The organism is Streptomyces sp. NRRL S-340 (assembly GCF_000720185.1).
Classification (GTDB): Bacteria; Actinomycetota; Actinomycetes; order Streptomycetales; family Streptomycetaceae; genus Streptomyces.
Window position 1 is genome coordinate 76,279 of the sequence record NZ_JOIY01000016.1, and the last position, 14,377, is coordinate 90,655.

The window sequence follows — 14,377 nt, forward strand, 5'->3', positions numbered from 1 at the left end:
GGCAGCCACCCTCCCTGCGGCGGACGGTCCATGACATCCTGTGACGCCACAGGACGTCACACAGGGTGCCGGACGAGCGCGGGCGCCCGGCGGTTACGGGGAAGATCGATGAAGCTCTGCTTTCTGGTGGAGGAGCAGTACCGCCACGACGGAATGCCGGTCGAGGTGATCCGCCAACTGGCGTCCTGGGGACACCGGGTGGACGTCGTACGGCCGGGCGGCTCCCTGCTGGACATGACGCGGGCGATCCACGCGGGCGCCCATGACGCCTGGGTGCTCAAGACGGTCTCCGGCGGCCCCGGACTCACCCTCCTGGAAGCCGCCGCCCTCGCCGGGATGACCACCGTCAACGACGCCCGGTCCATCCGCGGCGTGCGGGACAAGGCGCTCGCGGCGGCCGTCGGCCGCAGCCGCGGGCTGCCGCTGCCGCCGACCTACGCGGCGGCCCGCCCCGAACTGCTCGCCCGGATCCCCGAGTCGGAGTACCCGCTCGTCGTCAAGCCCGCGGACGGCAGCTCGGGCCGGGCGGTGCACCTGGTCCCCACCCCGGACCAGCTCGTCGAACTCCTGCCCGAACTGGCCGGGGAGGGCATGCTCATCGCCCAGCCGTACGTGCCCAACCCGGGCCTCGACATCAAGGTGTACAGCGTCGGCGGCGACCTGTACGCCACCGAGCGCCGCTCCCCGCTCCACCCCGACCACGCCGTCCGGGAACGCCGCGTGGCGCTGTCGGCCGAGGTGGCCGCGATCGCCGCCCGGGTCGGCGTGGTCTACGGCCTCGATCTGTACGGGGTGGACGTGGTGCTCGGACCCGACGGTCCCGTGGTCGTCGACGTGAACGACTTCCCGAGCTTCCGTCAGGTCCCGGACGGCGTCGCCCGGGTGGCACGCGCCGTGCTCGAACTCGCCGCCCGCCCGGCCGCCCCGCCACCCGCCGCCGCGGACCCCCTGCCCGAGGCGTCCCGGCCCGCGCCGCAGGACGGGACCCCGCTCGTCCTGCCCCTGCCGCCCCACCCGGAACAGGTCCCGGTCGCCGCGGGCAAGAACCCATGAGGATAGGCCTGATCACACCCGACCCCGGCCATCCGCTGCTGGCCGCGGCCACCGCGCTGCTCACCCCCGGGCACCAGGTGGAGACACTGGACCCGGCCACGGCGGCGGACCCCGCCGGGCCGCTCGCCGACGTCTACCTCCTCAAGGCCCGTACACCGCGCGCCCTGGCCCTCGCCCGCGCCCTGGAACGACGTGGCGCGCCCGTGGTGAACCCGGCCGCCGCGACGGAGCTGTGCCAGGACCGCACGGCGATGGCCGCGCACGCCCGGCGGGCCGGCCTGCCCTTCGCCGCCACCCGCACCTTCACCACCCTCGCCGCACTGGCCGCCGCGGCGCCGCCGGCCGGACCCGTGGTCGTCAAGAGCCGCCACAGCCGGCGGCACGACGTGGTGGCCCGCGTGGACGACGCCGCCGAGCTGGCGCTGCTCGCCGCCGCCCACCCCCGGGAACCGGTCGTCGTCCAGGACTTCACCCCGAACAGCGGCTGGGACCACAAGCTGTGGGTCATAGGGGACCGGCTCTTCGCCGCCCTGCGCCGCTCCGAACTCTCCCCCGAGGGGCGGGGCCCGACGCTGTCCCTGGCCCTCGACGCCCTCCCGCCGGGCTGGGCGGCCCTGGCCCGCCGCGTCGGCACGGTCTTCGCCCTGGACGTCTACGGCGTCGACATCCTCGACGGCGGCGAGGGCACCCCGGTGATCGTCGACATCAACGCCTTCCCCGGCGCCCGCGACCAGCCCGGAGCGCCCGAGGCCCTGGCGGCACTGGCGCTGTCCCGGGCCGCGGCGGCCGGCGGGCCCGCCGGAGCCCGGCCGCGCGAGCCGTTCGCGCGGCCACCGCGAACGTGACCTGGGCGTACACCCACCGGACGGGGTGAGGCACCCGCCGGGGCCTCTGCCGGAGCCGCCCGGCCCGGGTTCGGGCCCCGCCGCGCCCGGAAAGGCTCGACGAGCACGGCCGGATCGCGCTCCCTGCGACGGCGTACGACCGCTCCGCTCGCGGACGCGCGGCCGGGGCGAGCGGGAGCGGGCGGACGGGCGGAGCGGGCCGGACGGGTGGGCGCGGGCCGGATGGTCGGGTGGGGGCCGGACGAGTGGGGCGGGCCGGATTGGTGGCGCGGGCCGGGTGGGCCGGCGCGCGGGCGGGGCGGGGATCCGGCCGCGCCCACCTCGGGGCGGGGGTCCGGCCGCGGCCACCGGTGGGACTGGGATCCGGTCGCGGCCACCGGCAGGGCGGGTCAGGCGTCGGCCGGGCGACGCCGGGACAGGGCGGCGACCGCGCCGAGCAGCACCAGGAGTACGCCGGCGAACCAGGTCATCACGGTCGTCACGGGGAAGGAGCGGGCGGCCAGCCCGATGCCGACGACGGGGGCGGTCAGGCCCAGGTAGGCGATCAGGAACAGCCCGGCCAGCGCCTCGCTGCGCTTGGCGGGCGCCGCCAGCGCGGCGACCGAGCCGAGGGAGGCCTTGAACAGCACGCCCGCGCCGACCCCGGCGACGATGCCGCCGACCAGGAAGGTGGTCAGGTCGGCGGTGCGCATCCCGGTGACGAGCGCCGCGACCCCGACCGCCTGGGCCGCCAGCCCGAGCCCGCGCCTGGCGGCGGTGCCGAGCCGGGTGGTGAGGCTCTGCGCGGCGGCCGCCGCACCGAAGACGGCGAAGACGATCAGCCCGGCGAGCGCCCGGGACGGGTGGTGCAGGGAACCGGCGACGAAGCCCGGGGCCACGGAGGTGAACAGTCCGAAGACGGCGAAGGAGGCGAAGGAGGCCGCCGCGGCCGCGGTGAACCCGGCACGGTCACCGTGGTCGAGCGAGATCCGCTGCGGCCGGTAGGCGGGCCTGACGAGCTGCTCCTCGACCGTCTCGGGCGTCAGCGCGACGGCGGCCATGGCCGCCGTCAGCAGCACGGCGAAGACGAGGTAGGGGGTGCGCAGCGGGCCGGAGACCCACTGGGCCAGGACGCCGGAGACGAGCGGACCGACGCCGAGGCCGCCGATGTTGGCCGCGGTCGACACCAGCTCGAAACGCTGGGTGGAGGCACCGGGCCGGTGCGCGGCGTGCAGCTCGTGCAGGTGGGCCGTCGCGGTGGCGGTGACCATGCCGACGCCGAGGCCGGTGACGACCCGGGCGACCAGGAGGACGGGCAGCGAGGTGCTCGTCAGGAAGAGCACGGCGGCGATCAGCTCCAGGCCGATCGCCGGGACGAGTATCTTCTTTCGGCCGACCCGGTCCGACACGTGACCGGCCAGGACCAGGCTGATCACGACGCCCACCGCGTAGGCGGCGAAGACGAGGGTGACCACGAACGTGGAGAACCCGTCCTTCGCCATGTACAGCGGGTACAGCGGCGTGGGAACGGTGGAGAAGGCCATCGCCGTCAGGAACGCGAACGCGACGAGCGAGAACCCGACGCCGTGGCGCCGGGCGCCGGCGCGGCGCCCGGCGGCACCCCGCGTACCGGAGGACGCGGCCCGGTGCTCGCGGGCCTCGGAGATCGACTGCGTCATGGGGAACAGCTCCAGACTGAGGCGGACGGGTGGGTGGAACACCATTGAGAATGTGGCGCCGGAAGCATCTCGTCCAACGAAAGTTGAAGACCGTAGCCATCTCTCAGTGAGATGATCGGAGGATGGAACTGCGCCAGCTCGCCTGTTTCGTCGCCGTGGCCGACGAAGCGAACTTCACCCGCGCCGCCGCCCGGCTGCACATCGTCCAGTCCGCGGTCTCCAGCACCGTCAAGAGCCTGGAACGCGAGCTGGGCACGCAGCTGCTCGACCGCAACTCCAAGCGGGTGCTGCTCACCGACGCCGGCGCCGCGCTGCTCCCGCGCGCCCGCGCCGCGCTGCTCGCCGCGCAGGAGGCCGCGGACGCGGTCGCCGAGGTCCGCGGCGGACTGCGCGGCACCCTGCGCCTGGGCACGCTGACCTCGGTCCGGCTGCTCGACCTGCCCGCACTGCTCGGAGAGTTCCACCGCCGCCACCCCGGCGTGCTGCTCCAGACCAGCGCCGAGCCCTCCGGCTCCCAGGGCCTGGTGGCCGCCCTCCTCGACCGGCAGCTCGACCTGGCGTTCGTCTCACTGCCGGGTCCCTGCCCGGCGGGCATCTCGCTGACCGGCCTCACCAGCTCGGTCCTCGACCTCGTCGTACCGGCGGACCATCCACTGGCCGGACGCGGCAGTGTGTCGATCGCCGAACTGACCGGACTCGACTTCGTCGACTCCCCGGTGGGCTACGGCAACCGGGCCGTGGCCGACCGCGCCTTCGCCGCGGCCTCCGTACCCCGCCGCGTCACCGTGGAGAACACCGATGTCGCCACCGGCGTGGACTACGTACGGCACGGCCTGGGAGTGGCGCTCCTGCCCAGGTTCGCGCTCCGGGAGGCCGAGGACGTCGCCGTCCTGACGGTGCGCGACGCCGACCTGACCTGGCCCCTCTCCCTCGCCGCGCCGAGCGGCCACCGTCCCGGCGCGGCGGCGCGCGCCATGATCGCACTGGCCCGCGAGTACGTGACCTGACCGGGCGGGCCCCAAGGCGTGAGACATGAGGTGCGTGCGGCCGTCGGACGCCGGAGCCAGGCGACGACCGACTCGGACGTACGGGCCCCCGTCCGTCCTCTGCGTACGGCACCCCGCCCGTCCCCGGCGCGCGGACGCCCCGTCGGTTCCCCGCGGGCCGGCCCCCGGACCGGCCGGCTCCCGGGTGGGTTCGACGCAGGCCGGCTCCGCACCGGCCGGTCCGGCCCCTGTCCGGCTGGTCAGTCTCCTGAGCCGCCGTTGAAGGTCATGTCGCCGTTCGCCTGGTAGATGCGGGAGTGGTGGCCGGCCCGCGCCTGCATCGTCGCCCCGTCACGGCGCGCCGCCGCGCCCGTCGGCAGGAGGGGCGTCAGCACCTCGTCCAGCACCCGCTGGAGCTCCTGCCGCAAGGCGGGATCGGCGTTCAGCAACTGCTGGAGCTGCGGCGCCCACTCATGGGCCAGCGCCTCCTCGGCCTGCCTGTCATCGATCTCCCTGGCCGCCCGCACGTCCTCGCGCACCTCGGCCAGCCGGCCCGCCACGGACGGGACCCGGTCGGGACGGGTCCGCTGCCACAGCACCAGCACCGCCGAACGCGCCTGCTGCCACGCGTCGGTCGCCATCGAACCGACCAGAGCGCTCGCCGCGCTCATCACCAGCGGGTCCATCTCCACTCCCCGTCTCCTCAGCCACCCTGACCGCCGCTGGTGTTCCACACGACGGTCTCGAACTCCACCGCGGACATGTAGTCCTGCGGCACCCTGGTCACCTTCAGCCGGACCACGTGCCCTTCGTCGGTGCGCAGACACAGCACGACGCCCTCCCGCAGCTTGACTCCGTAGGGTTCGCCGCGGGCGTCGACCGTGTCGGCGCAGTCGGACTCGCCGGGCTCCCTGGTGGGGTCCTGCCACCGCGCGATGGCTCCGTTCCCCGCGAGGGCCCGTAGGCCGTCCCCCAGTTCTCCGGTGGAGATGTCGAACCCGCCGAGGGCCGAGGACGAGCCCGTCACGGGGTGGTCCCCGTCCAGTTCCTTGCCGTCCCCCGGGCCGACCGCCAGGGTGCCCTGCCAGCGGACGGTGGATCCGGAGGGCGCCTTTCGCGCGCGGTGGTCCGGGGAAGCCGTCACCGGGTCCGCGCCGCTCGGGGTGCCCGCATCGGCCGTGGCACCGGGTGGGGCGGAGGCGTGGTCCGCCGTCGGGCCGTGGGCCGGGGAGCTCACGGACACGGGGGGTGCCGCGCCGCCGGGGTCCTTCTCCGCGTGCCCGGTCGTGAGCACGTACGCGCCCCCCGCACCGGCGGCGACGGCGACCACGGCGGCGAGGACGGCCCATCCGCTCACGAGGACATGGGTGATCCTGCTGCGGTTGATGTCGCGCGCAGCCTGGTAGATCCGGCCCCCGTCGCCCGTCCGGCCGTCGAGACCGGGCCCGTGCGTGGGCTCCTGGGGCCGCTCCCGCCGGGCGTCAGATCTGTCACCGGCCACTGCCAGCCATCCCCCCGCCTGATGCTTCGTGCGTCGGGAAGCGTACGGGAAAGAGGCGACGGCTGATCAGGTTTTGCCTGAACTGGGCATGCACTGAGGCAAGTTGCGCCGACCGGCGTCGAGAGACCGAGGTCAGAAAGCCTTCAGATAGACCCTGGCCCGATGGCCCTCGAGTGCTTGGACGTAGATGTCGATCCACTGCACCTTCTTGCGGCGATCGTCCTTCACGCACGGGGGGCAGGCCCCGGCCGAGCGGGCTCCCTTCAGCGTCTGCGGCTCCGCCAGCCCGAGGTGCTGGAAGAGTTCGCCATCCGGGGCGAAGTCGACCTTCTTCACCTTCAGCGGTTCTTCGGGACGGAGATCCGCCGCGATGCCTTCGGCGTTCTTCTCGCTGGTGACGAACGAGAGGAGGTAGACGTCCTCCTGGGGGTTGATCCGCACAGCTCCCTTGACCTCGGTCGCACCTTCGGGCGCCGTCACGTTCATGAATGCAGACGCCTCGGGCGCACCGGCATTCTCGTCCCACCGCGCGGTGCGCCCGTCGGTCACACGGCGATCCTCCGGGTCCGGGCTGGAGCAGGCGGAAAGCAGAAAAGCGGCTGCCAGTGCCGCGATGAGGAGGGCACCTGTTCTGGTCGTCACCGGTTCTCCTCGTCGCCGCGTGAGACGTCGCCGCGGGTTCCCCGGAAGTCCCACGGGTGCCGCCGCACCCCCTCCGATCCGGCGTTCCAGCCGGCCGGACGGGGTATGGCGGCGCCCTAGTCTCAAATGTCCCGGAAGGTCTCGATCTGCGCCCCCACGGAGTTCAGCCGCTCCGCCAGGTCCTCGTAACCGCGGTTGATGACGTACACGTTGCGCAGGACCGACGTGCCCTCGGCGGCCATCATGGCCAGGAGGACGACGACGGCGGGGCGCAGGGCGGGCGGGCACATCATCTCGGCGGCGCGCCAGCGGGTCGGGCCCTCGACCAGGACCCGGTGCGGGTCGAGGAGCTGGAGGCGGCCGCCGAGGCGGTTGAGGTCCGTCAGGTAGATGGCCCGGTTGTCGTAGACCCAGTCGTGGATGAGGGTCTTGCCCTGCGCGGTGGCCGCGATGGCCGCGAAGAAGGGGACGTTGTCGATGTTCAGGCCGGGGAACGGCATCGGGTGGATCTTGTCGATCGGCGCCTCCAGCTTGGAGGGGCGGACCGTCAGGTCGACCAGGCGGGTGCGCCCGTTGTCGGCCACGTACTCGGGGCTGCGGTCGTGGTCGAGGCCCATCTCCTCCAGGACCGCCAGCTCGATCTCCAGGAACTCGATGGGGACGCGGCGGACCGTCAGTTCCGACTCGGTGACCACGGCGGCGGCCAGCAGGCTCATCGCCTCGACCGGGTCCTCGGAGGGGGAGTAGTCCACGTCGACGTCGATGACCGGCACGCCGTGGACGGTGAGCGTGGTCGTCCCGATGCCCTCGACCCGTACGCCCAGCGCCTCCAGGAAGAAGCACAGGTCCTGCACCATGTAGTTGGAGGAGGCGTTGCGGATGACGGTCACTCCGTCGTGGCGGGCCGCCGCCAGCAGCGCGTTCTCCGTCACGGTGTCCCCGCGCTCGGTCAGCACGATCGGGCGGTCCGGGCGGACACCGCGGTCCACCGTCGCGTGGTACTGCCCCTCCGTGGCGGCCACGTCCAGACCGAACCGGCGCAGCGCGATCATGTGCGGCTCGATGGTGCGCGTCCCCAGGTCGCAGCCGCCGGCGTAGGGCAGCTTGAAGCGGTCCAGGCGGTGCAGCAGCGGGCCGAGGAACATGATGATGGAGCGGGTGCGGACGGCGGCCTCGGCGTCGATGGCGTCCAGGTCGAGGTCGGCCGGCGGCACGATCTCCAGGTCGGTGCCGTCGTTGACCCAGCGGGTGCGCACCCCGATGGAGCCCAGCACCTCCAGGAGGCGGTAGACCTCCTCGATCCGCGCGACCCGGCGCAGCACCGTGCGCCCCTTGTTGAGCAGGGAGGCGCACAGCAGGGCGACACACGCGTTCTTGCTGGTCTTCACGTCGATGGCGCCGGACAGCCGGCGGCCGCCGACCACGCGCAGGTGCATCGGGCCGGCGTAGCCCAGAGAGACGATCTCGCTGTCGAGCGCTTCACCGATCCGGGCGATCATCTCAAGGCTGATGTTCTGGTTGCCGCGCTCGATGCGGTTGACGGCGCTCTGACTGGTGCCGAGCGCCTCGGCGAGCTGCGCCTGCGTCCAGCCGCGGTGCTGCCGGGCGTCACGGATGAGCTTGCCGATGCGTACGAGGTAGTCGTCTGCCATGAGGTTGAGGCTATCTCAGATATGAGATGGCACATCCCCGGGGGTCCGTTCGAGTGAGGTGCCGTCAGTCGTGCCTGCTCACAAGGGTGCGGGTTCACTCGAACGGGCCAGGCAAATCCACCGATATCACATGACGTCCGGTGCTGCTGTCGGTGTGTCGCGGTCCGTTCTCCCCGCCGACGGCGACGGATCAGGAGCGCTAGTCGATGCCGAGCCGCACTCCGGGAAGAACTCTGAAGGCGTTGCACGCTCACTGCCACGTTCTCTCCTCACACCCCGACTTGGCCTACTGGCGGCCGGGCGAGGGGAGTTCGCCGCCGACCGGGCGGTCCCGGGCTTCTTCCGGGCCGTTCGCCGGTCAGGGCACCGAGGCGGGTACGCCCGGCGCCCGCACGCCCTGCGGACGCCTCTCACCGTCGGCCGACGGTGCACACCCCGCGACGTGGCGCATGTGTTGCGGATCACCGTGCGCCGTGAAACCCGGCATTCTTCCCACCGCTCTTCTTGCGCGAACGGGGTGGTGGGGGCGGCTGTCCCGCGCGTGAACGGAGTCCGAACGAGTGAGTCGTCCGCAGGATGTGAGGCCGTTGCCCGGGCGACGTACGGTCGTGGGCTCCATGGCAGGAGCCATGGCGGCCGCGTTGGTCGGCTGTTCCGGTGTGAGGAAGAGGAAGCCGAAGCCGGCTCCGGACAGCACCGAGTCGCTGACGCCGCCCGTCGCCACCCGGGCCGGGTTCGGTGCGGCCGGCCGCCCGGTGGTGATGCAGGTGGTCGCCCACCCGGACGACGACCTGCACTTCATGAACCCGGACACGCTCGGCGGACTCGACCGGAGCGTCCCCCTGGTGTCGGTGTACGTGACGGGCGGCGGTTCGTACGGCGTCAACGCCGTCCCCGGCCACCCCAAGCCCCTGCCCGATGTCCCCGCCTACGTCTCGGCCCGCCAGCAGGGTCTGCGCCAGGCGTACGCGGCGATGCTCGGGCTCGGCCTCTTCGCGCCCTGGACCCGGGCCACTCTGACCGTGCCGGACGGCGGTGAGGTCGAGGTGCAGAGCCTCACCCACCGTGGCAGGCGTGTCGATCTCGTGTTCCTCAGCATCGACATGCACACCCGGGCCGGACCCCACACCCAGGTCGGTATGACGCAGCTCTGGGCGGACTCCAGCGCCCAGGTCGCCACCGTGGTCGTCCCGGGTTCTCCGGTCACCCGATTGCGCCACTACAGCCGGGACCAGTTGATCGGCACCCTCGCCCATCTCTTCGACCGGTTCCGGCCCACGGTCATACGCACGCTGGACCCGGACCCCGACGTGCAGGTGCACAACGCGCACAACCCCCGGGGCAGCGATCAGCGCGGTTACTCGGACCACCCGGACCACACGGCGGTCGCCCTGTTCACCTGGGCCGCCATGACCCGGTGGGTGGGACGCAGCACATCCTCCGGGGGCAAGGCCCCGGTGTTCCTGACCGAGGTGTACCGCGGTTACTACAACCAGCGGTGGCCGATCAATCTGCCCGGCGCCGTCGTCCGGCAAAAGGCCCGCTATCTCGACGACTACGGCGGCGGTCCCGACTGGAACTGCGGCAATCCCAGCGGTTGCGGCGACTACAGCGTCGGATCGGGCGCCTCGCTGCGCGACAAACGCAACTGGGTGCGCAGCACCCACTACCGGTATCCCACCTCCGGACCGCAGGGCGTCGCCGGACCGGGAGGCGAGCTGACCGTCTACGGCGTGCTCGGCATGCGGGCCGCCCGCTGGACGCGCGGCACGGTAGGCGAGACAGCGGCGGGCAAGGCGGCATGGAGCGCCCCGGAAGACCTCGGGGGCGGCCCGCTGGCCCCGGCGCTGAGCGTCGTCACGCTCTCCGGCAGGCGGGACCTGTTGTTCGGGCTTCGCTTCTCCGGGCTGGGCGCCGCGTCGGCCGGCAACACGCGGGAAGTCGTCTTCCTCGAGCAGCGGTCCGCCGGGGGGCCGTTCCCTGACACGTGGAGCAGCCTCGGCAATCCCGAGCGCAACCCGGTCCGTGGCCGCCGGGTCGGGCCGCCGACGGCGGTCCTGGGCCGCGACGGCCGCGTCCACGTCTTCGTGCGGAACGCCTCCAAGGGCCTCAGTACGCGGGTGCGGGACACGGCGGGGCACTGGTCGCCGTGGCGGAACCTGGCCGGCGGCCAGGTGCAGGAGGGGCTCACCGCCGCCGTCGACGGCACCGGTCGCATCCATGTCTTCGCCGCCGGGCGCGGCGCCGTCCACGGGTGGGCCCAGTCCGCCCCCCGAGCCGCGGTGCGCTACCGCGGTCCGCTGCGGCTGAGCGCGCCACCCGCCGAGGCGCCGTCGGCCGTGAGTGCGGCGGACGGCTCGCTGGTGCTCGCCTACCGGGTACCCGAGAGCGCGCAGATCGTCGTCGAGCGGCTGAGCGGGAGCGGCCCGACCTGGCAGCCCCTGTCGGCCGTACGGCGGACGGGCTTCGGGCCGCTGGCGCTGCTGCCCGGCACGGGCCGCGGCGCCGGGCCGGTCCTGGCGGTACGGACCGACACCGGCGGAGCTCTGCTCGCCGGGCCCGGCACCGTACCGGTGGGCGCCCCGACGACCGCCTTCTGCGTCGGCCGTCCCGCGTTGGTGCCCGTGCGCCCCCATGGCGCGGGCAACGTGACCGGCTCGGTGCTGGTCGCGCTCGGCGCGGATGCGGCACCGGTCACGCTCTAGACGCCCCACGGCGGGACGTGCGGTCACGGGAACGCACGGCGGGACAGAGGCATGTCGCGTTGGATCGACCGTGGACGGGCCGGATGCCGTCGGTGACGGGGGCGCGGAGGAGCCTGGATCCGGCGCTGATGCCGGCAGCATCCACCGGGCGACCGCCTGTCCGGGCGAACGCGCTCGATGCCGTGACCTCGGCGTGGCGAGTCCGGCTGGTCCCGCTCTCGCCGGCGGCGTGACAGAGGCATGGGGAGCCCGGACGGCCGTGGCGGCCCACGTGGTGCCGACCGCGGCGGCTGCGGGAGATCGGTCACCTGCCGCGCATGACCTTCCGGCCCCCATGTACTAGAGTTATCTCGACATCGAGATATCTGCCGAGGAGCACCACCGCCGCCACCCAGGTTAGGGAAACCTAACTTAGGTCTACCTTAGCGGACTGGCCGGGATGGCGTGGCGGCAGGATCGTGGTGGTACGCGCACATCAATGAAGGAGACTGTCGTGTCGGCGAACAGCTTCGACGCCCGCAGCACGCTGCAGGTGGGCGACGAGTCGTACGAGATCTTCCGGCTTGACAAGGTCGAGGGCTCGGCCCGACTGCCTTACAGCCTGAAGGTCCTGCTGGAGAACCTGCTCCGCACCGAGGACGGCGCGAACATCACCGCCGACCACATCCGCGCCCTCGGCAACTGGGACTCCCAGGCCCAGCCGTCGCAGGAGATCCAGTTCACGCCGGCCCGCGTGATCATGCAGGACTTCACCGGTGTTCCCTGCGTCGTGGACCTCGCGACGATGCGTGAGGCCGTCAAGGAGCTGGGCGGCGACCCGGCGAAGATCAACCCGCTGGCCCCGGCCGAGCTGGTCATCGACCACTCCGTCATCGCCGACAAGTTCGGCACCAACGACGCCTTCCAGCAGAACGTCGAGCTGGAGTACGGCCGCAACAAGGAGCGCTACCAGTTCCTGCGCTGGGGCCAGACCGCCTTCGACGAGTTCAAGGTCGTCCCGCCCGGCACCGGCATCGTCCACCAGGTCAACATCGAGCACCTGGCCCGCGTGGTCATGGTGCGCGAGGGCAAGGCCTACCCCGACACCCTGGTCGGCACCGACTCGCACACCACCATGGTCAACGGCCTCGGCGTCCTCGGCTGGGGCGTCGGCGGCATCGAGGCCGAGGCCGCCATGCTCGGCCAGCCGGTCTCCATGCTGATCCCGCGCGTCGTCGGCTTCAAGCTGACCGGCGAGCTGCCCGCCGGCACCACCGCCACCGACCTGGTGCTCACCATCACCGAGATGCTGCGCAAGCACGGTGTGGTCGGCAAGTTCGTCGAGTTCTACGGCGAGGGCGTGGCCGCGACCTCCCTCGCCAACCGCGCCACCATCGGCAACATGTCGCCGGAGTTCGGCTCCACCGCCGCGATCTTCCCGATCGACGCCGAGACCATCAACTACATGCGCCTGACCGGCCGCCCCGAGCAGCAGCTCGCGCTCGTCGAGGCGTACGCCAAGCAGCAGGGCCTGTGGCTGGACCCGAACGCCGAGCCGGACTACTCCGAGAAGCTCGAGCTGGACCTGTCCACCGTCGTGCCCTCCATCGCCGGCCCCAAGCGCCCGCAGGACCGCATCGTGCTGGCGAACGCCGCCGAGCAGTTCAAGCAGGACGTGCGCAACTACGTCGACAGCGTCGACGAGGCGGGCGTGGAGTCCTTCCCGGCCTCCGACGCCCCGGCCGTCCACCCGAACGGCGCCCCGTCCAACCCGGTCCCGGTCACCGCCCCCGACGGCACGACCTACGAGCTGGACCACGGCGCGGTCACCGTCGCGGCCATCACCTCCTGCACCAACACCTCCAACCCGTACGTCATGGTCGCCGCCGCGCTGGTGGCCAAGAAGGCGGTGGAGAAGGGCCTGACCCGCAAGCCGTGGGTGAAGACCACGCTGGCGCCGGGCTCCAAGGTCGTCATGGACTACTACGACAAGGCCGGCCTGACCCCGTACCTGGACAAGCTGGGCTTCAACCTCGTCGGCTACGGCTGCACCACCTGCATCGGCAACTCCGGCCCGCTGCCGGAGGAGGTCTCCAAGGCGGTCAACGACCACGACCTGGCCGTCACCTCGGTCCTGTCCGGCAACCGCAACTTCGAGGGCCGGATCAACCCCGACGTCAAGATGAACTACCTGGCGTCCCCGCCGCTCGTGGTCGCCTACGCCATCGCCGGTTCCATGAAGGTGAACATCACCGAGGACGCCCTCGGCGTCGACCAGGACGGCAACCCGGTCCACCTGAAGGACATCTGGCCGAGCGAGGCCGAGGTCAACGACGTCGTCGCCAACGCCATCGGCGAGGACATGTTCTCCAAGTCCTACTCCGACGTGTTCGCCGGCGACGCCCAGTGGCAGTCGCTGCCGATCCCGACCGGCAACACCTTCGAGTGGGACGCCGAGTCCACCTACGTCCGCAAGCCCCCGTACTTCGAGGGCATGGGCCAGGAGCCGGAGCCGGTCGAGGACATCACCGGCGCCCGCGTGCTCGCCAAGCTGGGCGACTCGGTCACCACCGACCACATCTCCCCGGCCGGCGCGATCAAGGCCGACACCCCGGCGGGCCAGTACCTCACGGAGCACGGCGTGCAGCGCCGCGACTTCAACTCCTACGGTTCCCGCCGCGGCAACCACGAGGTGATGATCCGCGGTACGTTCGCCAACATCCGCCTGCGCAACCAGATCGCGCCGGGCACCGAGGGCGGCTACACCCGCGACTTCACCCAGGACGGCGGCCCGGTCGCCTTCATCTACGACGCCTCGCGCAACTACATCGAGCAGAACATCCCGCTCGTCGTCCTCGCGGGCAAGGAGTACGGCTCGGGCTCGTCGCGCGACTGGGCCGCGAAGGGCACCGCGCTGCTCGGCGTCAAGGCCGTCATCGCCGAGTCCTACGAGCGCATCCACCGCTCGAACCTGATCGGCATGGGCGTCCTGCCGCTGCAGTTCCCCGAGGGCCACACCGCGGGCTCCCTCGGTCTGACCGGCGAGGAGACCTTCTCCATCACCGGCGTGACCGAGCTGAACGAGGGCACCGTCCCGCGCACGGTGAAGGTCACCACCGACACCGGCGTCGAGTTCGACGCGGTCGTCCGCATCGACACCCCCGGTGAGGCGGACTACTACCGCAACGGCGGCATCATGCAGTACGTGCTGCGCAGCCTGATCCGCAAGTAAGCGGTACGGCACGGCAGAAGAGGGCCGCACCCCGGCAACGGGGTGCGGCCCTCGCGCGCACCCGGGGCGGGACGGCGTGTCCGGCGGTGCGCCGACGGGCGCGCGCGAACACGCTCGGGCGGAC

The 14,377-nt window shown here is 72.5% G+C and carries 10 protein-coding genes; 5 read left to right on the forward strand and 5 right to left on the reverse strand.

All coding sequences use genetic code 11. The features are described from left to right. Positions 1 to 108 precede the first annotated feature (108 nt). Together IG64_RS15170 and IG64_RS15175 are read left to right on the forward strand one after the other, a co-directional pair. Entirely contained in the window at positions 109 to 1,053 is a 945-nt protein-coding gene (locus IG64_RS15170; RefSeq protein WP_078884016.1) for an ATP-grasp domain-containing protein, read from the forward strand. Then, on the forward strand, positions 1,050 to 1,898 hold the full coding sequence (locus IG64_RS15175; RefSeq protein ID WP_037856070.1) for an ATP-grasp domain-containing protein: 849 nt from the start codon (positions 1,050 to 1,052) through the stop codon (positions 1,896 to 1,898). Before IG64_RS15170 ends, IG64_RS15175 begins: the two co-directional genes overlap by 4 nt. Before the next feature lie 389 nt (positions 1,899 to 2,287). Here the strand turns inward: IG64_RS15175 and IG64_RS15180 are convergent, their stop codons facing one another. Further along, a complete protein-coding gene (locus IG64_RS15180; RefSeq protein WP_037856170.1) occupies positions 2,288 to 3,556 on the reverse strand; it encodes an MFS transporter in 1,269 nt (422 codons plus the stop codon). Between the two features lie 122 nt (positions 3,557 to 3,678). Here IG64_RS15180 and IG64_RS15185 point away from each other — a divergent pair, with 122 nt between their 5' ends. Next, entirely contained in the window at positions 3,679 to 4,563 is an 885-nt protein-coding gene (locus tag IG64_RS15185; RefSeq protein ID WP_037856072.1) for a LysR family transcriptional regulator, read from the forward strand. A 239-nt stretch (positions 4,564 to 4,802) separates the two neighbouring features. On the opposite strand, the gene IG64_RS40420 is transcribed toward IG64_RS15185, so the two are convergent. From IG64_RS40420 to IG64_RS15205, 4 genes are all read right to left on the reverse strand, one after another. Then, positions 4,803 to 5,234: a hypothetical protein gene (locus IG64_RS40420; RefSeq protein ID WP_051812945.1), complete on the reverse strand. Its 432-nt coding sequence runs from the start codon at positions 5,232 to 5,234 to the stop codon at positions 4,803 to 4,805. A gap of 11 nt (positions 5,235 to 5,245) precedes the next feature. Further along, positions 5,246 to 6,043 (reverse strand): hypothetical protein, encoded by a 798-nt coding sequence (locus IG64_RS15195; RefSeq protein ID WP_037856074.1) that lies wholly within the window; start codon positions 6,041 to 6,043, stop codon positions 5,246 to 5,248. Positions 6,044 to 6,175: 132 nt separating this feature from the next. Beyond that, a complete protein-coding gene (locus tag IG64_RS15200; protein WP_234438519.1) occupies positions 6,176 to 6,685 on the reverse strand; it encodes a hypothetical protein in 510 nt (169 codons plus the stop codon). A 122-nt stretch (positions 6,686 to 6,807) separates the two neighbouring features. Further along, positions 6,808 to 8,337 carry a helix-turn-helix domain-containing protein gene (locus tag IG64_RS15205; RefSeq protein ID WP_037856081.1) on the reverse strand — a complete coding sequence of 510 codons (1,530 nt, stop codon included), beginning with the start codon at positions 8,335 to 8,337 and terminating at the stop codon, positions 6,808 to 6,810. A gap of 617 nt (positions 8,338 to 8,954) precedes the next feature. Here IG64_RS15205 and IG64_RS15210 point away from each other — a divergent pair. After that, positions 8,955 to 11,042, forward strand: coding sequence for a PIG-L family deacetylase (locus tag IG64_RS15210; protein ID WP_078884020.1), 2,088 nt, complete (start codon positions 8,955 to 8,957; stop codon positions 11,040 to 11,042). 493 nt (positions 11,043 to 11,535) lie between these two features. Continuing rightward, complete coding sequence (gene acnA / locus IG64_RS15215; RefSeq protein WP_037856082.1) at positions 11,536 to 14,253, forward strand: aconitate hydratase AcnA; 2,718 nt, start codon at positions 11,536 to 11,538, stop codon at positions 14,251 to 14,253. Positions 14,254 to 14,377 lie beyond the last annotated feature (124 nt).

Excerpts from the sequence above, each read along its gene's own strand:
- IG64_RS15185 (WP_037856072.1), top strand. The coding sequence starts at position 3,679 with ATGGAACTGCGCCAGCTCGCCTGTTTCGTCGCCGTGGCCGACGAAGCG.
- IG64_RS15175 (WP_037856070.1), top strand. The coding sequence starts at position 1,050 with ATGAGGATAGGCCTGATCACACCCGACCCCGGCCATCCGCTGCTGGCC.
- IG64_RS15180 (WP_037856170.1), bottom strand. The coding sequence starts at position 3,556 with ATGACGCAGTCGATCTCCGAGGCCCGCGAGCACCGGGCCGCGTCCTCC.
- IG64_RS15205 (WP_037856081.1), bottom strand. The coding sequence starts at position 8,337 with ATGGCAGACGACTACCTCGTACGCATCGGCAAGCTCATCCGTGACGCC.
- IG64_RS15170 (WP_078884016.1), top strand. The coding sequence starts at position 109 with ATGAAGCTCTGCTTTCTGGTGGAGGAGCAGTACCGCCACGACGGAATG.
- IG64_RS15210 (WP_078884020.1), top strand. The coding sequence starts at position 8,955 with ATGGCAGGAGCCATGGCGGCCGCGTTGGTCGGCTGTTCCGGTGTGAGG.